A 21,039-nucleotide genomic window follows, 5' to 3' on the forward strand; every position below is an offset into this window, starting at 1 on the left:
TTAGCCCTGCATACGTTGAGGAAAGGCAATAACTTGTGAAGACGGTTTTGAAGAAGCCAGCGGGATCACCAAGTTTGGCCAGCGCTCATACATAGATAGCTTGAATGCGCTTAAAGGCCATCCACCTTTGCGTTTTGGGACACTAATCTGCAGACCTTGTGGATCGGCTTGTAACGATAAACTGAGTGATACTGGTAGCGAAAATACGCTTTCTTGCGGTGAACGGAAAAGAAATTGCAAGCAGCTACCCGTTTCACTGGCAACATTTAAGCGACGAACCTGATGAACTTCGAGCTTATCTTGCCAAAGCAATACTTGACTGCATGCACCACTTTTTAGGCATTGTTCAGCAGCCCACAAGGCTTCCTTGTGGTTTTTTGGTGTTAAAACCAATACGTGTTCAAGGTTTATACCTTCACACTTCAGACTTTCAGCCTGCACTATGCCTGGTGGATTAATAAATACCGTTAATCGCTTATCGTGTTGTTTCAGATAAGGATAGATAAGGCGTAATTCACCAATACCCGACAGAGACTGAATTTCAACCACACCATGAGGAGGAAAGCCTCCGGCAAGTTTGTCATCCAGTGCATTGAATCCGGTCGTGTGGGCGCTTTGCTCATATTTTGTTTCTGAGCCTTGCCATAGCCAGTGTTTGTTCTTGAGGTGTTCTATCAGTTCATACATAATAATTTACCTGTATATTTGTACAGTATATTTTGTTGTTTAGAACATTCAAGAAAAAAGTAAGGTTTAGAAACAACAAAGCCTCGCTAAGTTAGCAAGGCTTTGAATCGTTTGATGAAACTCAGTGATTATTTTTTCGGTTGAGCATCAATGCACTGACCATTGACAGCTTTGCCTTCTGGCGCCATCAAATACAGGTATAACGGCATAATGTCTTGTGGAGTTTTCAGTAGGCCTGCATCTTCCGCAGGGAAAGCTTTTGCACGCATACCAGTGCGAGTACCGCCTGGGTTGATAGCATTGACGCGAATATTAGTATCACTAAGCTCATCGGCAAGCACTTGCATCATGCCTTCAGTCGCAAATTTGGATATCGCATAAGTCCCCCAGAACGCGCGACCAGAATGGCCTACCGTCGAGCTGGTGAAAATGATGCGAGCATCTTCAGATTTGTGCAGCAGAGGAAGGAGAGCTTGAGTCATCAGGAACTGTGCTTTGACGTTTACCTGCATCACATCGTCGTAAGAATCTTCACCGATTTGATCAAACGGGCTAAGTACGCCCAAAATGCTGGCGTTGTGTAAGACACCATCCAAACGGCCGAACTGGCCTTCAATGGTATCCACCATATCCAGATAGTTTTGTTTTGTTGCTCCTTTCATATCTAAAGGAACAATAGCAGGCTGAGCATAGCCAGCGGCTTCAATTTCATCGTAGGTTTGTTCTAATTTCTTCACAGTGCGCCCAAGCAAAATCACTGTCGCACCATGTGCCGCATAAGTGATGGCTGCTTGTTTACCAATGCCGTCACCAGCACCTGTAACTAAAATTACTTTATCTTTTAGGGCGTTTGCAGACACTGAATAATCCACGTTACGTATCCTTATTGTTATGATTTACTTTAAGTCATGATGACAAGGTGGTTACAATACACCATTTCGCATTGAAGAGGATGAGTACATTGGAATTTTTGTTGGACTATGGCTTATTTTTAGCCAAGATCGCGACAGTTGTGATTGCGATCGTTGTGTTGTTAGTCATTGCTAAATCCGTCGGCGGAAAAGGTGCGGCTAAAGGTGAGTTGGAAGTGACTGACTTAACTAAGCAGAACAAAGAGAACGCTGAACATTTGGAAGCGCACTTACACGATGAATCTTTTTTGAAAGCTCGCCATAAAGCAGAAGCGAAAAGCGAGAAAGAAAAACATAAGCAACGCGAAAAAGCTGTTAAGAAAGCCGCAAAAGCGGGCGAGTTAAAAGAAGAACGTGAACCTCACTTATTTGTTTTAGATTTCCACGGCAGTATTGATGCCAAAGAAGTGTCTTCACTGCGCCAAGAAGTCACCGCGATTCTGGCTGTGGCACAGCAAGGTGACGAAGTGTTACTTCGCCTTGAAACGGGTGGAGGTATGGTTCACGGCTATGGCTTGGCATCTTCACAATTGGATCGTATTAAAGCCGCAGGCTTACCACTGACCATATCGGTAGATAAAGTGGCTGCAAGCGGTGGCTACATGATGGCCTGTATTGCGGACAAAATTGTTTCAGCACCGTTTGCTATTGTTGGTTCTATTGGTGTGGTAGCACAATTGCCTAACTTCAATAAACTGCTGAAAAAACACAATATCGAATTCGAGCAACTGACCGCAGGTGAGTATAAACGTACATTAACTATGTTTGGTGAGAATACGGATAAAGCTCGCGAGAAATTCAAACAAGAGCTGGAAGAAACGCATGTATTGTTTAAAGATTTCATCCGTGAACGTCGCCCAGAGTTAGACCTAGATAAAGTGGCAACCGGTGAGCACTGGTTTGGTACGCAAGCAAAAGAGCTTGGTCTGGTAGATGAAATCAAAACATCGGACGATTTAATTGTTGAAGCGTGCAAAGAGAAGACGGTATTAGCTCTTCGCTATGTTCAGAAGAAAAAATTGACCGACAAATTGGCTGGTGTTGCCGGAGAAGCGGCTGACAGTGTTCTACTAAAACTGATCAACCGAGGCCAACGTCCGATAGTGTAGTTGTTTGAATAAGTCTGAAGAACATTCTGAAAACTACCTAGTTGATAAAAAACCTGCTTAGGCAGGTTTTTTATTGTCTGTCGAAAATTAACGTTATGGAAATGGCTGGTGGAATGTATCAGAAGTCAAAGAACCTCTATACGCTCACAGTTATCGGTGGAATGAAAATGTTAGGGTTTACAGTGCGGTAGATGAAATAGAAACATGCCGAGATAAAGATGGTCAGGTTTGGCAATGTCGTTTCATTTGGAAAGCGTAGTCACTGACTCTCACATTAGGTAGAAATAATGGATAAGATGAAATCATTTCTGAGTATCTTTACTTCGGCTAAACCCAAATCTAAGAAAGCACATACAGTTAGAACAGACTTTTATCGAGGTCATTTCATAAAACGCAATGCTGATAGTTCAGAGCGTTGGTCTGTGGTATTAGGTGAGAAAATGGCGGTAGGTGAAATAAAATACATTAAAATGACCATCGATCATTGGGCAGATACGGGAACATATGTACCCCCAGAATATTTTGAAAGCAATGATGATCCATCGAATAGGCAAACTTTTGATTACAAAAATTTTAAGATAATTAATGACCTTGGTGGGCAGAATGATTGGTATATCATTTACCGAGGGAAATTAATGAAAGGCTCTAAAGATAAAATCATTCAGGTGATTGATCGGATAGAAGAAAGGGTATCTGCCATTAAATAGTTGGCTACCTATCTCTGTAATTAAGGTATAAATATAGGACGTTTTTACTTCTTTAAGTATTGACGATTTTTCATTTCGGCAATTGATGCTAGCAGTAAACCACCGAGTAAACCAGCCAGATGCGCTTCGGTTGCCACACGCGCATGAATCATTTCAGCTGTACTAGCAGATGCCCCAAATAGCTGCTCACTGGCGACTTTTAACATCACGCCAATCACTAATAACCAACTGTTTTTACGTCCACCTAATGCTTCATTCAAAGCATAAAAAGCAAATAAGCCATGCAGAGTGCCTGATAAACCCACGTAGTTCACCATGTTGGTAAATAACAGGCTGATTCCTATCCAAGTGCTGATAAGTAAAGTGAGCAGAGCAAAGTATCGAGATTTGGGTTGGAATAGGTAGCCAATGACCCACAAACCTAACAAATTCATCGCCAAATGAGCAAAGTTGGTATGAGTGAAGTTTCCTGTTACGATCCGCCACCATTGACCATTTTCTATCGCATCGGCTTGCCAAGCCATTACGTGGCTGAAAGGCTCAAATTGAAGCCCAAAGCAAACGGCGGTGACTATAGATAACAGCAGGTAAAGATTCACAAAATGTCTCGTTATTGTTCTCAGTGTGGAAAGGCTCGTAAAGCGTGTATCTGTGACAACATTGTTGCGCTTGATACGCAGGTCGAGCTTATCATCCTTCAACACCCAACAGAAGAACACCGACCTATGGGAACGGCGCGAATTTTAAGTTTGTCACTGGCCAACAGTCGTCTGTTAGTCGGGGAAGACTTCCGCGAACATGGTGAACTAAACCAACTATTAACAGAGCCGGATGTTGAGCATTTTGTTCTATATCCTAGTGATGTCTCTCTATCGGCAGCGGATGTAGCGTTACCAATTGAGAAAAAAATCCGCATCATTTTGCTGGATGGAACATGGAAAAAAGCATTCAAGATGTGGCAGCTAAATACTCAGCTTCACCATTTGCCTTGCTTGCATTTGCCAGAAGATTTGAAAGGTAATTATCGTATTCGCAAAGCGCCAAACGAAAATGCGCTGTCAACCGTTGAAGCCGGTTTTCATGTTCTCAGCATGATGCAACCAGAGAAAGACTTTTCGCCTCTTTTAGACGCATTTGAAGCCATGATCGATTATCAAATTCAGCAAATGCCTGCTGGCGTATTTGAGCGTAACTATCGTTCCTAAGTGTGTGCTAATAATGAGTGTGAGCAGAGAATAGCTGCTGATGCAGACGCTGTGCATAGGCATCGGTCATTGCAGAAATATAATCGCAAATAACCCGTAACCCATCGCCTGATGTCTGCTCTGCATTAAGCCATTTTTCCTTGGTGGCGGAAGGAAGCAATCTTTCAGGATCAGCGGCTAAAGCTTCAAACATATCCATAATGATTTGTTGCCCTTTGTACTCAACACGCTGCACTTCAGGAATTTGAATGACATATTGGCTAACAAAGTGCTTTAGCACTTCCAAAGCGGTTGCCATGTGAGGTTCCAAGTAAGCATTTAGAGCGAGCAGTTCACAGTGGAAAGGCGCATTGACGGGCTGGATGCTAATGCTGGTAAGCAGAGCATTGACTATGCCGCCTATAGCATCCTTGCGCACATGGTGTTTGCCAGAAAAAAGCATATCACTGAGCTTGCCTGTATTCTCGCCAAACCAAGGGTCGCCACATTTCTCCAACTGGACAGCCGCTTCACTCCACTGCTGACGAGTGACCATACCAAGTACAATCGCATCTTCTAAATCGTGAACGCCGTAAGCAATGTCATCCGCCAGTTCCATAATGGAACAATCGAGCGACTTGAAGCGAGTTTTCTGATGTTGGTAAGGTGACTGTATTCCGTCACGCATTTGGCTAATCAGTGCTCTGTCATGAGCATCAAGAGGCTCTAAGACCCAGTCAAAAACAAAGCTGTCACAGTTATAGACCCCTTTCGCTGGCGACCAGTCTTTCGCTTTTAACTGACGTTGATGAGGAACGGATTCCGGTATTTTTTCTGCACGAGTTGAACTCAACAGGGCAGGATATTTCAATAGCCCGAGCAGCGTACGTCGCGCAAGGTTCATTCCGTGATGTTCAGTATAGGGTTCTAAGCAGGTGACAATTCTGAACGTCTGAGCGTTGCCTTCAAAACCACCATGTTCACGCATCATATAATTCAAGGCGACTTCACCACCGTGCCCATAAGGTGGGTGCCCAATATCGTGCGCTAAACAAAGTGAGTCAATTAATGTGTCACTGCCCAATAATTCGCTGAATTCGGGTTGTTTAAGTTTGAGTTGGGCCACGATGCCTGTGCCGATTTGCGCGGCTTCTAAAGAGTGAGTCAGGCGAGTGCGGTGGAAGTCATTAAGACTGGTACCGTGCACTTGAGTTTTTGCTTGCAGGCGTCGAAAAGCGGCGGAGTGGAGTATGCGTGCTCTGTCTCGTTGGAAAGGGCTACGGTGATCATTACGGCGAATTTTATGTTCGTCGTTCTTGCGCTCTTGCCATAGAGCATCATATTCGAGGTTGTTTTGCGGATCGCTCTCTTTATGATTTTCATTTGGAACAGATGCTTGCATAGCGAACTCCTAGGACGTTTTATAAAACTTACAGCGAGTTAACTGATTTCGTCCAGTGTTAATTCGAAGCTAGGGGCGAAGGTCTGGAGAAAATATTCCATTTCTTGCGAATAACGCTCTTTCAACGTTACGTCTAAGCGTTTTTTTGCTAACGCATATTCGTGGTTACCCGCACTTAGCTCTTCTAAGCATTTGAGATAAGCACAGATACAGTCTGCTTGTTTGACGATAGCGGCATCATCTGGGTGTGAAGATTCTGAGACTAAAAAAGGCGCGAAGTCTTCATGGAGTTCTTCAGGCAACATAGACAGAAGGCGTTTTTCTGCCGCCGCTTCTATCTTTTTGTATTCTTTAGCGATATCTGGATTGTAGTACTTAATAGGCGTTGGTAAATCGCCGGTTAACACTTCGCTGCTATCGTGGTACATCGCTAAAATGGCTATACGCTCAGGATTGAGCTTTCCACCAAATTTTTTGTTTTTGATTACCGCCAAAGCATGAGCAACAAAAGCCACTTGCAGGCTGTGCTCTGAGATATTTTCCTTAGAAATTGAACGCATTAATGGCCAGCGTTGAATCAGCTTCATTCGGGCGAGGTGGGCGAAAAAATGACTCTCTTGCATAACATTCCAACTTGTTCAGCATTAAAAACGGGCTCTCTTGAGTGTACAGAAGAGAGCCCGTTAATTCTAATACTCTTACCGTTTGGCGTGCCGCTCAAGGGTTCGAATATGATATTTGTAAGATCAAATTATTGACTGTAAGTGCTTAGGAAGCGTTCAAAGCGTCCGATGGCGATTTCCAGATCTTCAACGTGTGGTAACGTTACGATACGGAAATGGTCAGGTTTCGGCCAGTTAAAGCCAGTGCCTTGAACCAACAGTACTTTTTCTTGAACTAAGAAATCCAACACCATTTTTTGGTCATCTTTGATGTTGTACATCTTAGTGTCGATTTTCGGGAACAAGTACATCGCGCCTTTCGGTTTCACACAAGAAACCCCAGGGATCTGGTTAATCATTTCCCATGCTTTATCACGTTGTTCTAACAGACGACCACCAGGAAGAATGAGTTCATTAATACTTTGGTAACCGCCTAATGCCGTTTGAATAGCATGCTGCATTGGTACGTTGGCACACAAACGCATCGAGGCCAGCATTTCAAGACCTGCGATATAGCCTTTAGCTTGATGTTTAGGGCCAGTCAAGAACATCCAGCCACTACGGAAACCACAAACTCGATAAGCCTTAGACAGACCATTGAACGTCACAACCAGAACATCTTCTGTTAGTGTTGCCACTGAAGTGTGTGTTGCGCCGTCATAAAGCACTTTGTCGTAGATTTCATCTGCAAAAATGATCAACTTATGCTGACGTGCAATTTCAATCACTTCTAACAGAAAATCGCGACTATAAACCGCACCAGTAGGGTTGTTCGGGTTTATCAGAACAATACCGCGAGTTTTTGGTGTGATTTTCTTTTTAATGTCATCCAGATCTGGATACCAGTCGGCTTGCTCATCACAAATGTAATGCACCGCAGTACCACCAGAAAGAGACACAGCAGCTGTCCATAACGGATAGTCAGGCGCTGGCACTAACATTTCGTCGCCATTATTCAGTAGGGCCTGCATAGACATTACGATCAGTTCAGATGCGCCGTTGCCTAAGTAAACGTCTTCAACGTCTAGGCTGCGGATACCTTTTTTCTGATAGTGCTGAACAACAGCTTTACGAGCGGAATAAATACCTTTCGAATCACAATAGCCTTGTGACGTCGGCATATTACGGATCACGTCAACCAGGATTTCGTCTGGGGCGTCAAAGCCAAATGGGGCCGGGTTACCGATATTTAGCTTCAGTATTTTATGCCCCTCTTCCTCCATGCGTTTAGCATGTTTGAGTACAGGACCCCTAATGTCGTAGCAGACATTATCGAGTTTTGACGACATCCCGATATTTTGCATTTTTTTATTCCTGAGAAAGGTTGAATTTCTTTATTAAACTAACTCAAATAGAAATTTTTTAGAATATAAATCTGTAAAAAGTCTACTTTATGGTGAGTGAGCTGAAAGCTATTTTGTTTAAGTGACGTAAAAGATAGAGCATAACCTTGATTTAAATAAGTTCTCTCAATAGAGTAGCCAAAGGTATACCAAATCTCCTTAACTACGAGGTTGTTTTGTCTAAATTTTATCAAGCCGTTGCTCAGTTAATTGAGCAAGTAAGTAACGCGAGAGAAAACGATGTTCGTTTTGTCCAAGAGTTGGCAAACAAGCCACCATTCGCGTTTATAGATTGGCTTGAAGCCCAACCTATTTTCCCCAAATTTTACTGGCAATCACGAGACACTCGTGACGAAGTGGTCGCATTAGGGCAGTTATACACTTTTTCTGAGCCAGAGCCTGCTTACGCCATTCTGGGCGAAGGCCAGCGAGTATGGGGCGGACGTTCTTTTGATGGACGGACGGAGAAGAACCGCTACTGCATGGCTTCTTTTTTCTTTCTGCCACAGATTGAGTTAATCCGTTTCGACGATAAATGGTCGTTAGCTGCAAATGTGAGCCACGAAAAACACCGCACATTAGCCACGCTCAACAAACTGCTGGTGGACGTTACGCCAATTCGGACGCTGCAAAGTGAGATTGTGCATGTGACACATACACCGGATGAAAACGGTTGGAATCACCTTGTAGAAAAAGTCTTGCATGGTATTGAACAGAAAGAGTTCAAAAAAGTGGTTCTGGCACGAAAAACAAGCTTGCAGCTAGACAGCAACTTAAGTGCTGCTCAGCTTTTAAAAGCAAGCTATGCGCAGAATCATCACAGCTTCCACTTCCTGTTATCGATTGATACAAAGCACAGCTTCATGGGTTCTACGCCGGAACGTTTGTATTACCGCCAAGGCAGTGAATTACAGACAGAAGCGTTGGCTGGCACAATTGGCCGAGGCCATAATGCCAGCCAAGATTTAGAACTGGCAAATTGGTTAACGCAAGATACAAAAAATCTGAATGAAAACCAGCTGGTTGTGGATGACATTGTTGAGCGTTTAGAACCGCATTCTCATCAAGTGTTTGTTGAAGAGGAAGCCCGATTGGTTCGCTTACGTAAAGTCCAACATTTGAAACGTTCTATTCGCGCAGAGCTGAAACAGGGCATTAACGGCATTCAATTGTTAAGTGCGTTGCAGCCGACAGCCGCCGTGGCAGGGTTACCTCGCAAAGAAGCGTTGGATTTTATCACCCAAAACGAGCCTTTTGCGCGCGGTTGGTACGCAGGTTCTATGGGTTACTTTAGCCATCAAAAAGCCGAGTTTTGTGTCGCGATTCGCAGCGCATTAGTGCTGGAAAAAGAAGTTCAGCTTTTTGCCGGTGCAGGTATTGTTCCCGGCTCGGTTGCAGAACATGAGTGGCAGGAACTGGATAAGAAAATGTCGACGCTGTTGAGTTTAATCTCAGACAAGCTGCCTTTAGGAGTGGCTTCATGAGCGAAGGTCAAGCGGTACTGAACCGAATTTGGTGCAAGGTTATCTTAGAAGAGTTGGCGCGATTTGGTGTGACTGAAGTTTGCGTGGCTCCGGGTTCTCGTTCTACACCTTTAACGCTTGAAGCTGACGCGAACGCAAAGTTAAACCTTCACACTCACTATGATGAACGCGGGCTTGGTTTTCTTGCATTAGGTTTAGCGAAAGCAAGCAGCAAACCTGTCGCAGTTATCGTCACATCCGGCACGGCAGTAGCGAATTTACTTCCTGCTATTGCAGAAGCAAAACTAACTGGTGAAAAACTGATCGTGCTTACTGCTGACCGTCCTGTTGAACTGGTAGGTTGTGGCGCGAACCAAGCAATTGTGCAGCATGACATTTTTTCTTCGCATGTGACAAAAGCGGTTTACCTGCCTAGCCCTGATGTTGGCGTCTCACTTAACTGGTTGTTGACTACGATTGATGATGCTTGTTACCAGCAGGAGCAAGCGAGCAGTGCCATCCATATTAACTGCCCATTCCCTGAACCCTTGTATTCCAATGGTGACGATTCACAGTATCAGGATTACCTCGCTACGATTGGTGAATGGTCTCAATCTGAACAAATTTATTGCCAACGACACTTTAGCATTTCGCAAGTTTCTCTTATTTCTAACGACATATTGAGTAACAAAGGCGTCGTTATTGTTGGCTCGGTTAGCTTAAAAGAGGCGTTGGCGGCGAAGCGGTTCGCCCAAAGGCTGGGTTGGCCTCTGCTGTGTGACCCTCAATCAGGAATCAACAGCCAATGGGCACACTTTGATTTATGGCTGCAAAATGCCACAGCAAAAACTCAGCTCAATCAATGTGAGCAGATTATCCAGTTTGGCTCTCGTATTGTCTCCAAGCGTTTAAATCAGTGGCTCTCGGAGCAAGTGAGTCAAAGAAATTGCCGATATGGTTATGTTTCCCCTAGTTCGGACAGAAACAATCCCGCGCATCTTCCTCAGCAACATTGGGTCGCAGATATTTCTGACTGGGTCGCTTCTGCCATAGAACAGTGGACAGCGCTAACGCCGCTACAATTTGGTTGGGCGGATTCACTAATAGCGTATTCAACGGCCATTTCACAATTGGCGAAGTTGCATTTATCTCAGCAACATTTAACCGAAATCGCAGTCGCACTTGAGTTGAGTGATGGTGATACGGACGCAGCGTTGTTCTTGGGCAACAGCTTGATTGTGCGTTTAGCGGATATGTTCAGCGTGATAGATCAACGTGACGTGTACTCAAATCGCGGAGCGTCTGGTATTGATGGACTTGTTGCGACAGCGGCTGGCGTACATCGCGCAATTGATAAACCTATGTTGATGATATTGGGTGATACCTCGCTACTTTACGATCTCAACTCGTTGGCGTTAGTGCGCGCAAGTAAACATCCGCTGGTGATCGTTGTCTGCAATAACGATGGTGGCGCGATATTCGATTTGCTTCCGGTACCCGCCGAGAAGCGTGAAGCGCTTTACCAGATGCCACATGGCATGAACTTTAAAGCCGCAGCAGCACAATTTGGTTTGCACTATGCGCAACCTGAGACGCTTCAAGCTTATCACTCTTTGGTGCAGGAACATTTGCAGTCGGGTGAGGGATGTCTGCTGGTGGAGGTCATCACGCCACCTCAACAAGCTTCAGCACAAATCAAGCAACTGACCGCTCAGATTCATGCTTTATAGTCACTCTTGCTTTAAGCAAACCACCACAGAAGGCGAGCCAGTACTGGTCTTTTTGCATGGTTTGCTTGGCAGCGGCGAAGACTGGCAATCCTCGATTGAACAACTGCCTAACAGCAATTGGATCACCATAGACCTTCCTGGGCATGGTCAAAGTCAAGAGTATGCCTGTGCTGATTTTTTTCAGTGCTGCCAACAAATTTCTCACACAATTCTTTCCCAACTAGAACCTAATACACCCATTATTTTGATTGGATACTCATTGGGTGGTCGCATTGCGATGTTAGGCGCTGCGCTTGAGCTGTTTTCGAATCTCAACCTTGTTGGATTGGTTATCGAAGGTGGGAATTTTGGTTTACAGAATGAACAAGAGAAAAAAGCGCGCTGGGAAAATGATAGCCATTGGGCGCAGAGATTTCGCATGGAACCGATTGAGCAAGTATTGAACGATTGGTATCAGCAAGCGGTGTTTAGTTCACTAAATGATGAGCAAAGACAAACTCTGATCACAAAGCGTAGTGCTAATCTTGGGAACGAGATAGCAAATATGCTGTTATCGACATCGTTAGCAAATCAACCATACTTACTACCTGCATTGCAGCAACTTTCGTTGCCAGTGCTTTATGTGTGTGGAGCAAACGATGACAAATTTCGTCAACTCGCCGAACAGAGCGGGCTGACTTACAGTCAGATTGAAAGCGCAGGGCACAATGTTCATCAGGAACAACCAAGTGCTTTTGCGAAGACAATTCAGCGATTTATAGACTCACTCCACAAAGAAGTGAGAAGCAACGATATTGGGAATCACCATGGCTAAAACAGTAGGCATTTCAGAAGAAGAACTTTACGCACCAGTGGCGTGGCATGATTGCAGCGGTAGTTTTGAAGATATTCACTACCACAAATCTGAAGATGGTATCGCGAAAATCACCATCGCTCGTCCTCAAGTCCGTAACGCATTCCGCCCTCAAACCGTAAAAGAGATGATCAATGCGTTAGCAGATGCTCGTTACGACGAAGGCGTGGGTGTCATCATCCTTACCGGTTTAGGTGAAGATGCATTCTGCTCTGGTGGCGACCAGAAGATTCGTGGCGACTACGGCGGTTACAAAGACGACACTGGCACTCACCACCTAAACGTGTTGGACTTCCAACGCCAAATTCGTACCTGTCCAAAACCTGTGATCGCATCTGTTGCGGGCTGGGCGGTAGGCGGTGGTCACGTTCTGCACATGATGTGTGATCTTACTATCGCGGCAGAAAATGCGCAGTTCGGTCAAACAGGGCCAAAAGTGGGTTCTTTCGATGGCGGCTGGGGTGCCTCTTACATGGCTCGCATCGTGGGTCAGAAAAAAGCACGCGAAATCTGGTTCCTTTGCCGTTTCTATAATGCTCAGGAAGCGTTGGATATGGGCTTAGTCAACACTGTTGTTCCACTGGCTGATCTTGAAAAAGAGACGGTACGTTGGTGCCGTGAAGTGCTGCAACACAGCCCTATGGCGCTTCGTTGTCTGAAAGCAGCACTGAATGCAGACTGTGATGGTCAAGCAGGTCTTCAAGAGCTGGCGGGTAACGCAACGATGTTGTTCTACATGACTGATGAAGGGCAGGAAGGACGTAATGCGTTTAATGAAAAACGTCGTCCGGACTTCAACAAGTTCCCTCGCAACCCTTAATGTTGCAGACGCTTATGGTTAATGGCTAACAGTTTTTAATTATTAGCCGTACGAAATTAGGGTCAGTAGTCTCGTTACTCTGACCCATAGTGAACAAATTAGGTTTTATATGCGCAGTGCAAAACTGTACCGCTATGCATTACCCATGGATAGCGGAGTGATTCTTCGTGAAGAGAAACTGACTGTACGCGAAGGTTTTGTTGTTGAACTTCGTGAAGATGGAAAAGTAGGGCTCGGGGAAATAGCGCCCTTAAAAGGATTCAGTGTCGAGACGCCAGATGAAGCGGGTGCGTTAGCAAAAGAGCAGCTTGAACTCTGGGTTCAAGGGCAATCGCTGAGCTACGATGAGCTGTTTCCATCAGTTGCCTTCGGGTTATCGGTGGCGGAGTTAGAGTTAGCTGGTGGTTTACCGCAAGAGGGGGAGTATAACGCGGCACCGCTTTGTACTGGTGATCCTGATGATCTCATTCCAACGCTGAACAATATGCCAGGCAGAAAAGTGGCGAAAATCAAAGTGGGTTTGTACGAACCGATTCGTGACGGCATGCTGGTGAATCTATTCTTAGAATCTATGCCGGATCTTTATCTCCGCTTGGATGCCAATCGAGCTTGGACAAAAGAAAAAGCCGCGAAATTTGCCCAATATATCGCGCCTTCAAGACGCAGTAGAATTGCTTACCTTGAAGAGCCGTGTATGTCGCCAAGTGACAGTCTGGCTTTTGCTATTGATACCGGTATCGGCATTGCGTGGGATGAAACCTTGCAACACGCGGTTCGCAGTGATGAGTTCAAACTTGAGCAACTGGTAGGGGCGAAAACCATTGTTATCAAGCCAACGCTGATAGGTTCTGTCGAGCGTTGCAACACATTGATTGAAAAAGCTAAGGCGTTAAAAATTCAAGCAGTGGTCAGTTCAAGTATTGAATCAAGTTTAGGTCTTACTCAGTTAGCTCGTCTGTCTAAATGGCTGATGCCGGAAGAAATTCCGGGGCTAGATACGATAGGACTGTTTAAGGCTCAGCTTGTTACCTCATGGCCGGATTGCAATATTCCGGTTGCGAATCTCGAAGACCAAGAGCTTATCTGGTCATCGGAGACAGCATGACCCCTTGGCAACATTATCAACAGTGTCACCCAGATAAGGTGGCACTTTGCTTTTATGACCCACGGGGTAGAGAGCAGCGGTTGACGTGGCAGCAACTTAGCCATCATGTAGACCAATACCAAGCGTCTCTACTATCAAAGGGAATCAAAGCGGGTGAAGTACTAACCTTAGTGGGAAAGAATCACATACAGATGCTTATGTGGTTTTTGGCTGCCCAACAATCTGGGGTAGTGTGCGCTTTTGCGATGCCTCAAACGATTTCTCAGCTGACGGACAAACTAGATACCCTCTACACACCATCTCAAACGGCTTATTTGTGGTTGGCGGATAGCGCTCAATGTCGAGCTGAAGACTTTCAACACATTGAGAGAAAAATAGCGTTCATCGAGTTTGACGCTCATCTTTGCAACACTAATTCTGTTTCTCTTCACTCTCAATACAAGGCTGAAAATTTAGCCAGCATCATTTTTACGTCAGGTTCCACAGGCAAACCTAAAGCCGTCGCCCATAATCACAGTCAACATCTTGCCTCGGCGCAGGGGTTACTCGAAGTATTTCGCTTTCAAACCGGTGATTCTTGGTTGCTAAGTCTGCCTATGTACCATGTTTCTGGATTAGCGATTGTATATCGTTGGCTATGCTCAGGAGCTTGTTTGAAAATCGGTACGGGAGAGCTTGTTCAAGATATCCAAGATGTCACTCACGCTTCCTTAGTCCCCACACAATTAAAGCGCTTGTTGGATAGTAAGCAGGTACTCACTCTTAGCCATGTGCTGCTTGGAGGAAGCCATATTCCACATCAGCTTAGCCAGCAAGCCGCGGCATTGGGGATTGAAACCTGGCTTGGTTATGGGATGTCGGAAGCCGCCTCCACAGTGACGGCGAAGCGAGTTGATGAAACGGCTACGACTGGTAAGGTACTTTCTCAGAGGAAAGTTAAGTTAGAAGGCAAACGTGTTTATATCGGCGGAAATACGCTTGCTCAGGGTTACTTCTTTCAGGGCTCAATGACACCGATAGTGGATGAACAAGGGTGGTTTGACAGTAAAGATTTGGGGCAGTGGACAGGTGATGAATTAGTGATTATTGGTCGTGCTGACAACTTATTTATCTCTGGTGGAGAAAACATTCACTGTGAAGAGATTGAAAGCGTGTTGAATCAACATCCAGACATTCAACTTGCGATGGTTGTTCCGGTAACGGATGTAGAGTACGGCGCTCGTCCGGTAGCGGTGATTCGCTGTCAAAAGCTGTTCGAAAAGCCGCATGGCGATATGTTGTGCAGTGGCAAACTTGAAAAATTCAAGTGGCCGGTCGCGTATTTTCAGATGCCGGACGAACTGTTAGAAACAGGGATAAAAGTCTCTCGCAAAGCGGTTAAAGATTGGTTGAAGGATCATCAGAACCAATACATTCCGCTATGAACGGCACTTGTGAACTGAAGATCAGGAGTCTGTGAACTCATAACCGAACGTTTGTGAACTTACAACCGTAAGTTAAAAGCTGTGGTTATGAGTTAGTCCAAAACAGAATTTCTCTTCTTATAACTCATGAGCATAATAGACCCAGATTTTTGAGAATTTAAGACTATAGTGTCTATATTCAAGGGGCTGTTATGTTCAAAGGGCTTTTTATTGTCACCATCGCACTGCAACTATTGATTGCTCTTACACAAAACGGCTGGGTACGCTCGGTGGCGGAGCTGAGTGCGTTCTTATTAGTCGTATTATTCAGCCTTGCGGTTAAACCGTTTACCACCAAGCATGAGCCATTAAGCCGTCAGAAGTAACCAGCTCAAAGACGACACCGATATCGTAACCCAAAGAATCACACCAAACAGCAGTGGCTTAGGTCCCGACGCTTTCAAACGTGCAGGTGAAATACTGCAACCAATCAGAAACAGACAGATCACCAGAGCCTGTTTAGCAATCGAAAACACACCTTGATAGATTTGTTGCCACTGTGGAAATAAGTCACTGAACCCAATTGCCAGACAGTAGAAAAGAATGAAGTAAGGGATAGCGAGCTTACGTGAATGGCTCTTGAACATCCAAGCACTCAACAATGCCACTGGTACAATCCAAAGCGCTCGCGCCAATTTAAGTGTGGTTGCTGTTTTAAGTGCTTCTTCTCCGTAGGCTGAAGCGGCACCAACAACAGAAGAAGTATCATGAATTGCAATCGCTGCCCAAGTACCAAACGTATGTTGGTCGAGTGATAACGCGTGCCCGATCATCGGAAAGATAAACAGCGCGATAGAATTCAGTACAAAAACAGTACCCAAAGCTAAGCCAGTTTGGTCATCATCGGCATTAATTGCTGGCGCTACGGCTGCAATCGCACTTCCACCACAAATTGCGGTACCAGAAGCGATTAAATGCCCAGTTTTCTTTTCAAGTCCCATTGCTTTGGCAACAAAAGTACCTATAACGAGTGTGCCGCAGATGGTTGCCAGAATAAGGCCAATACCGTCACTGGTGACAGTTAACGCTTGTTGCAGAGGAATGCCAAAACCTAAGCCAACGATAGAGTAAGCCAACAGTTTCTTGGTGAGCTTTGCGATAGGAATGTGCGCGGGAACCCAGCCTAAGGAAGCAATCAAAAAACCCATAACCAAAGCGCTTGGAGATGTAATCCAAGGAGAAAGGCAAAGTGCGCCACCTAGCCAAAATGGAAGGTGAATAGGTTTGATGTTCATAGTGACTACCTTACAACTACATTCACAGACAATGTTTTTAAGTCCCGCCTTTCAGCACGATTTTGCTAAACGGGGGGATTTGAACCGTTTGGAGGGGCATTGTAACGAGAAGTGGTTGGTCAGAAAATCTTAATGTATTGAACATATGTTTAGATAAACTGAACAGTGGCGTTTTCAGTGTTAGGCGATGCAATGAAGGCTTCTCAAAAGAAGCCTTCCAATAAGATATTATTTGATAGACCCAGAGCTTATCGCCAATCTCCGCGCAATTGAGCGACTTTTTCGAACATTACCGCTGAGGACGCATGCTCTGAAGCTACTGGCGAGCCAGCTTCTATTTCTAGGCGTGACCAGAACCGACTCGGTAATCCTTTACAGGCACGACCTTTACATCGGCTAAAGTAACTGCCCCACAATCCTTTCAACGCTATGGGTATTACTGGAACAGGGCTGCGTTTTAAGATGATGTCTAACCCTCTCATAAACTCATTCATTTCACCGTCTGCCGTCAAACGGCCTTCAGGGAAGATACACACCAGATGACCTTCATTCAAAGCCTGTTCAACATCATTGAACGCTCGGAGTATGGAACGTCTGTTGCGAGCACAGATAGGGATCACACCAGCGCGCTTTAAAAAGCCTCTTAAAACAGGCAGGTTTGCATAGTCTTCTTCCATCACAAAACGAATCAGGCGAGGGCTGGCCGCGCTGAGGAGCAAAGCATCCATATAGCTAACGTGATTACAGACGAGCAACGCACCGCCGTGTTCGGGAATGTGATTGAGATTTTTGTGTTTCACACGATAGAGAGTATGGGTAAGTGCCCAAACCAAAAAACGGACAGCAAATATAGGGACTTGTAAGAACACAAATACCGACGTTAATAGGTTGATCACCGAGATAACGACAAATAGCTGGATTATAGAAAGTTCTAATACAGACAAGCACACAATTCCAAGAATGGCGCTGCCAACCATAAATAACGAGTTATAGATGTTGAGCGCTGCGATAACTTGTGCTCGTTGAGTCTCTTGGGCGCGTTGTTGCATTAATGCATAAAGCGGCACAATAAATACACCACCAGAAGCGCCTAATAGCAGTAAATAGCAGAACAAAGGCCAGAGGGGTTGATAAAGAACGAACTCGCTAAGCTGATGAAAGATAGGCAGTGATTCTGGAATGCAGGTCGCCATCAAATAGCCGAACACGGTAATGCCTAAGCTGCCGATAGGTACGATACCAATTTCAATTCGGTGATTTGACAATTTGTCACAGCTTAATGAACCGATAGCAATCCCTATCGAGAACAGGGCAAGCAAGAAAGAAACCGCACTCTCAGTGCCATTGAGGTGGAGCTTAGTGAAGTTTGGAAACTGAGTTAAATAAGTTGCGCCGAGGAACCAAAACCAGCTGATTGCCATAATACATAGCAATATGGTGCGATCGCTTTTGGCAATGGCTAGAGTGTGGCGAGTCTGACGGATAGGGCGCCAAGTAAAATGAATGTGCGGGTTACCCGCAGGTGCTTGTGGTATGAAGCGGCTTGCCAGATAACCACAAAGTGAAAACAGAACCACACAACCTGCAGCAATGTATTTTGCGTGGTCAAGCGAGGCGATAACGCCTGCGCCAATTGTACCGATTAATATGGCAAGGAAAGTTCCTGCCTCTACCAGAGCATTACCAGAGACCAGTTCGTTGGCTTTAAGTTGTTGAGGTAGCAACGCATATTTTACAGGGCCAAAGAACGCAGATTGTGTACCCATCAAAAACAGCATCAATAGCAGCACAAGGTAGCTTTCTGTAATAAAGCCGATTGCGCCCAAACACATAATGGCGATTTCAATCAGTTTGACCTTACGGATAAACCATGATTTTTCATATTTATCCGCCAGCACTCCAGCGGAAGCTGAAAAAAGAAAAAACGGAAGAATAAATAATCCTGCCGCTAAATTGATAAACAGATGACTTGAAATGGGCAGAATGGCACTGCCTGAAAAGGCGACGAAGAGCAGCAAAACATTTTTGAAAATGTTGTCATTGAAAGCGCCAAAAAACTGCGTCACAAAATACGGAAGAAAACGTCGCTGACTGAGCAACGGTGTGTGATGTTGTGACATCCTATGTCCTTATTATTAGTGTGACCATTTACTCAAGTAGTTAGAGAGTAGATTCTGGATCAGCTTCTTGCCATCAATCGGTTCGTCTGCGAAAAATTTGTCGTCGACGCTCAGCAAGGTAATACCATGCACACCAGCCCAAAGCACACGGCTTGCTTGTAATACTTCGCGAGGAGAGCGCTGAGGTGCAAATATTGTAAGCAAATCTTCCAGCATACTGGTCATGTTATCAATGCGTTCAGATTGCCATTCTGGGAGAGCTTCACCGTTCATCTTATGCTCGAAAATTAGTTGCCAACGGTGAGGGTTTCTCTGCGCGAAATCGTGGTAACAATAGGCAAGTTCGTAGAGGGCTTGTTCAGAATCGTGACACTGGCTGACCACTTCATTCGCTTCCAGAGCCAGTTCATCTAGAGTCTGAGCAACCACATGAAGTAACAATAAGTTATAGCTGCCGAACACATTGACTAATGTGCTTGGTACATAACCAATCATGTTTGCTACTTTACGCAAACTGAGTTCGTGATAGGAATGTTCAGTTAAAAAATCCTTTACGGAACTGAGTGTGAGAGTGATCAATTCCTCTCGTGTGTGATCGTTTCGTCTCGCCATAGCCGGAATAGAATAATGAACAACGTTCGATATTCTAATAAGCATGGTCTGGGGCGTCAAACATTAGGTTTGCAATATTCTGATACAAGTCCTCACTGTAAAAGCGTTTTATTGTCTGAGTGAAGTGGATATGATGTGTTACAAATATAGGTAAACCCGTCTTCATTGAAGCCGTAGCAGTGTTGGCTACAGATAGTCGCCTTACTGCACTCCAATGAGTTTGGGTATAAACACTATTGCACCCTCGTACAAATATAACGTGAAGGATAAGTATGAAACGTCTGTTCTCGCTGATCGCACTGCTGATGGTTTCTGTCGCTGTCTCACCGATAGCTGAAGCCAAAAAGTTTGGTGGCGGTAAGTCATTTGGTAAGAGTTTTAAAACAGCTCCTGCTCCTAAGCAGCAAAGCCAAAACACAAGTACCATCAACAAAGATACTTCTAAAGCTGCGCAAACCTCAGGCAAAAAAGGTCTGATGGGCGGTCTGTTAGGTGGTTTGCTAGCAGGTGGTTTATTAGCTGCATTCTTCGGTGGAGCGTTTGAGGGTATTCAGTTCCTAGATATTCTTATCATGGGTTTGATTGCTTACTTCGCATTTAAGTTCTTGCGCAGCATGCTGGCAGCAAAACAGGGCAGCATGAACCAGAATCAACAGCAGCCAGCTTTCGGCGGTGTAAACCGCAACATGCATGAGCAACCAAACGTACATAACTTTGAGCAGCCACAAGCAGCGGGCGGCTTCGGTACGACAGCAACAAGTGATGTACCGCACAACTACCCACCGGGTTTTGATCAAGCGGCTTTCATCAGTGGCTCTCGCGAGCACTACCGTATTCTTCAAGGCGCTTGGAACTTCAATCAGCTTGAAACTATTGAAGAGTATGTATCACCAAGTCTATTCGCTGATCTGAAAGAAGAGCGTGCGAAACTGGAAGGTGAGCAACACACAGACGTAATGTATGTAGATGCTGAAATTGTTCGCGCAGACTACGATGCAGACAAAGCTCAACTTAGCCTTCAGTTTAGCGGTCGCTACCGTGACACTGTAGAAGGTATCGAAGAGAATATCGAAGATATCTGGCACCTTGAGCGCGATCTGACAGTGCCAAATGCACCTTGGTTAATTGTTGGTATTCAAGCTTAATCAATCAATTAAGTCACAAAATTGCTTTTATATAACGCCCGAGCTTGTCTTGGGCGTTTTTTTATTGGCATGATAAGCAACAATCTAACCAGACAACGTAATGTTGAGTAGTAAAGTCAAACAATAAAGGGAAATATCATGGCTGAATTCAAATACAAAAACCTAAGCCAAGAAGAACAAGACAAACTTGATGCGGCAGTGTTTCGTCGTCTATTGGCGCACCTTGATGAAAATAAAGACGTACAAAACATTGATTTAATGATACTTGCTGGTTTCTGCCGCAACTGCTTCTGTAAGTGGTATAAAGCTGAAGCGGAAAATGCAGGTAAAGGCTTGTCGATTGATGATGCTCGTGAGCGTGTATACGGCATGACTTATGATGAGTGGAAAGCAAATCACCAACTGCCAGCAACACCAGAGCAACTCGCTGCGTTTGAAGCAAAGCAGAAAAAATAGAAACTTAAGCGAATAAAAAGCCGCCAGTGTTG

At 44.9% G+C, this 21,039-nt stretch carries 21 protein-coding genes; 12 read left to right on the plus strand and 9 right to left on the minus strand.

The annotated features are described in order from the left end of the window. On the minus strand, window positions 1-687 hold the full coding sequence (gene imuA / locus ACRQQK_RS06870) for a translesion DNA synthesis-associated protein ImuA (protein ID WP_457510569.1): 687 nt from the start codon (window positions 685-687) through the stop codon (window positions 1-3). 128 nt (window positions 688-815) lie between these two features. Then, window positions 816-1,559 carry a YciK family oxidoreductase gene (locus ACRQQK_RS06875; protein WP_102952835.1) on the minus strand — a complete coding sequence of 248 codons (744 nt, stop codon included), beginning with the start codon at window positions 1,557-1,559 and terminating at the stop codon, window positions 816-818. Between the two features lie 89 nt (window positions 1,560-1,648). Between ACRQQK_RS06875 and sohB the strand changes: the two genes are divergently transcribed. Both sohB and ACRQQK_RS06885 read left to right on the plus strand, forming a co-directional pair. Further along, window positions 1,649-2,707, plus strand: a complete 1,059-nt coding sequence (gene sohB, locus ACRQQK_RS06880) for a protease SohB (protein ID WP_457510570.1) — start codon at window positions 1,649-1,651, stop codon at window positions 2,705-2,707. 287 nt (window positions 2,708-2,994) lie between these two features. Next, window positions 2,995-3,414 (plus strand): DUF3319 domain-containing protein, encoded by a 420-nt coding sequence (locus tag ACRQQK_RS06885; RefSeq protein ID WP_457510571.1) that lies wholly within the window; start codon window positions 2,995-2,997, stop codon window positions 3,412-3,414. 44 nt (window positions 3,415-3,458) lie between these two features. Here the strand turns inward: ACRQQK_RS06885 and rrtA are convergent, their stop codons facing one another. Then, window positions 3,459-4,013 carry a rhombosortase gene (rrtA, locus tag ACRQQK_RS06890; protein ID WP_457510572.1) on the minus strand — a complete coding sequence of 185 codons (555 nt, stop codon included), beginning with the start codon at window positions 4,011-4,013 and terminating at the stop codon, window positions 3,459-3,461. 3 nt (window positions 4,014-4,016) lie between these two features. On the opposite strand from rrtA, the gene ACRQQK_RS06895 reads away from it, so the two are divergent. Continuing rightward, window positions 4,017-4,619: a tRNA-uridine aminocarboxypropyltransferase gene (locus ACRQQK_RS06895; RefSeq protein WP_457510573.1), complete on the plus strand. Its 603-nt coding sequence runs from the start codon at window positions 4,017-4,019 to the stop codon at window positions 4,617-4,619. Between the two features lie 7 nt (window positions 4,620-4,626). Here the strand turns inward: ACRQQK_RS06895 and ACRQQK_RS06900 are convergent, their stop codons facing one another. From ACRQQK_RS06900 to ACRQQK_RS06910, 3 genes are all read right to left on the minus strand, one after another. Continuing rightward, complete coding sequence (locus ACRQQK_RS06900; RefSeq protein ID WP_457510574.1) at window positions 4,627-6,000, minus strand: anti-phage deoxyguanosine triphosphatase; 1,374 nt, start codon at window positions 5,998-6,000, stop codon at window positions 4,627-4,629. 38 nt (window positions 6,001-6,038) lie between these two features. Continuing rightward, complete coding sequence (gene yfbR / locus ACRQQK_RS06905) at window positions 6,039-6,623, minus strand: 5'-deoxynucleotidase (protein WP_457510575.1); 585 nt, start codon at window positions 6,621-6,623, stop codon at window positions 6,039-6,041. A 128-nt stretch (window positions 6,624-6,751) separates the two neighbouring features. Next, window positions 6,752-7,966: a pyridoxal phosphate-dependent aminotransferase gene (locus ACRQQK_RS06910; RefSeq protein WP_457510576.1), complete on the minus strand. Its 1,215-nt coding sequence runs from the start codon at window positions 7,964-7,966 to the stop codon at window positions 6,752-6,754. A 215-nt stretch (window positions 7,967-8,181) separates the two neighbouring features. On the opposite strand from ACRQQK_RS06910, the gene ACRQQK_RS06915 reads away from it, so the two are divergent. From ACRQQK_RS06915 to ACRQQK_RS06945, 7 genes are all read left to right on the plus strand, one after another. Continuing rightward, window positions 8,182-9,489 carry an isochorismate synthase gene (locus ACRQQK_RS06915; protein ID WP_457510577.1) on the plus strand — a complete coding sequence of 436 codons (1,308 nt, stop codon included), beginning with the start codon at window positions 8,182-8,184 and terminating at the stop codon, window positions 9,487-9,489. Continuing rightward, window positions 9,486-11,198, plus strand: coding sequence for a 2-succinyl-5-enolpyruvyl-6-hydroxy-3-cyclohexene-1-carboxylic-acid synthase (gene menD, locus ACRQQK_RS06920; RefSeq protein WP_457510578.1), 1,713 nt, complete (start codon window positions 9,486-9,488; stop codon window positions 11,196-11,198). Before ACRQQK_RS06915 ends, menD begins: the two co-directional genes overlap by 4 nt. Further along, window positions 11,188-12,012: a 2-succinyl-6-hydroxy-2,4-cyclohexadiene-1-carboxylate synthase gene (gene menH / locus ACRQQK_RS06925; RefSeq protein ID WP_457510579.1), complete on the plus strand. Its 825-nt coding sequence runs from the start codon at window positions 11,188-11,190 to the stop codon at window positions 12,010-12,012. The genes menD and menH overlap by 11 nt, the downstream gene beginning before the upstream one ends. Next, on the plus strand, window positions 12,005-12,871 hold the full coding sequence (gene menB, locus ACRQQK_RS06930; RefSeq protein WP_042483502.1) for a 1,4-dihydroxy-2-naphthoyl-CoA synthase: 867 nt from the start codon (window positions 12,005-12,007) through the stop codon (window positions 12,869-12,871). The genes menH and menB overlap by 8 nt, the downstream gene beginning before the upstream one ends. A gap of 109 nt (window positions 12,872-12,980) precedes the next feature. Then, entirely contained in the window at window positions 12,981-13,976 is a 996-nt protein-coding gene (gene menC, locus ACRQQK_RS06935; RefSeq protein WP_457510580.1) for an o-succinylbenzoate synthase, read from the plus strand. After that, window positions 13,973-15,400 carry an o-succinylbenzoate--CoA ligase gene (gene menE / locus ACRQQK_RS06940; RefSeq protein WP_457510581.1) on the plus strand — a complete coding sequence of 476 codons (1,428 nt, stop codon included), beginning with the start codon at window positions 13,973-13,975 and terminating at the stop codon, window positions 15,398-15,400. The genes menC and menE overlap by 4 nt, the downstream gene beginning before the upstream one ends. 191 nt (window positions 15,401-15,591) lie before the next feature. Beyond that, complete coding sequence (locus ACRQQK_RS06945; protein WP_457510582.1) at window positions 15,592-15,765, plus strand: hypothetical protein; 174 nt, start codon at window positions 15,592-15,594, stop codon at window positions 15,763-15,765. Here the strand turns inward: ACRQQK_RS06945 and ACRQQK_RS06950 are convergent. From ACRQQK_RS06950 to ACRQQK_RS06960, 3 genes are all read right to left on the minus strand, one after another. After that, window positions 15,748-16,674, minus strand: coding sequence for a YeiH family protein (locus ACRQQK_RS06950; RefSeq protein WP_457510583.1), 927 nt, complete (start codon window positions 16,672-16,674; stop codon window positions 15,748-15,750). The two genes, ACRQQK_RS06945 and ACRQQK_RS06950, sit on opposite strands and share 18 nt — an antisense overlap. Before the next feature lie 248 nt (window positions 16,675-16,922). Then, a complete protein-coding gene (locus ACRQQK_RS06955; RefSeq protein WP_457510584.1) occupies window positions 16,923-18,794 on the minus strand; it encodes an MFS transporter in 1,872 nt (623 codons plus the stop codon). Window positions 18,795-18,809: 15 nt separating this feature from the next. Beyond that, on the minus strand, window positions 18,810-19,406 hold the full coding sequence (locus ACRQQK_RS06960; RefSeq protein WP_457511098.1) for a TetR/AcrR family transcriptional regulator: 597 nt from the start codon (window positions 19,404-19,406) through the stop codon (window positions 18,810-18,812). Between the two features lie 272 nt (window positions 19,407-19,678). Between ACRQQK_RS06960 and ACRQQK_RS06965 the strand changes: the two genes are divergently transcribed. Both ACRQQK_RS06965 and ACRQQK_RS06970 read left to right on the plus strand, forming a co-directional pair. Then, window positions 19,679-20,551 (plus strand): Tim44 domain-containing protein, encoded by an 873-nt coding sequence (locus tag ACRQQK_RS06965; RefSeq protein ID WP_042483481.1) that lies wholly within the window; start codon window positions 19,679-19,681, stop codon window positions 20,549-20,551. Window positions 20,552-20,689: 138 nt separating this feature from the next. After that, window positions 20,690-21,007 (plus strand): DUF1244 domain-containing protein, encoded by a 318-nt coding sequence (locus ACRQQK_RS06970; RefSeq protein ID WP_457510585.1) that lies wholly within the window; start codon window positions 20,690-20,692, stop codon window positions 21,005-21,007. The last annotated feature ends 32 nt before the right edge of the window (window positions 21,008-21,039 follow it).

Source organism: Vibrio sp. C8 (genome assembly GCF_054051265.1).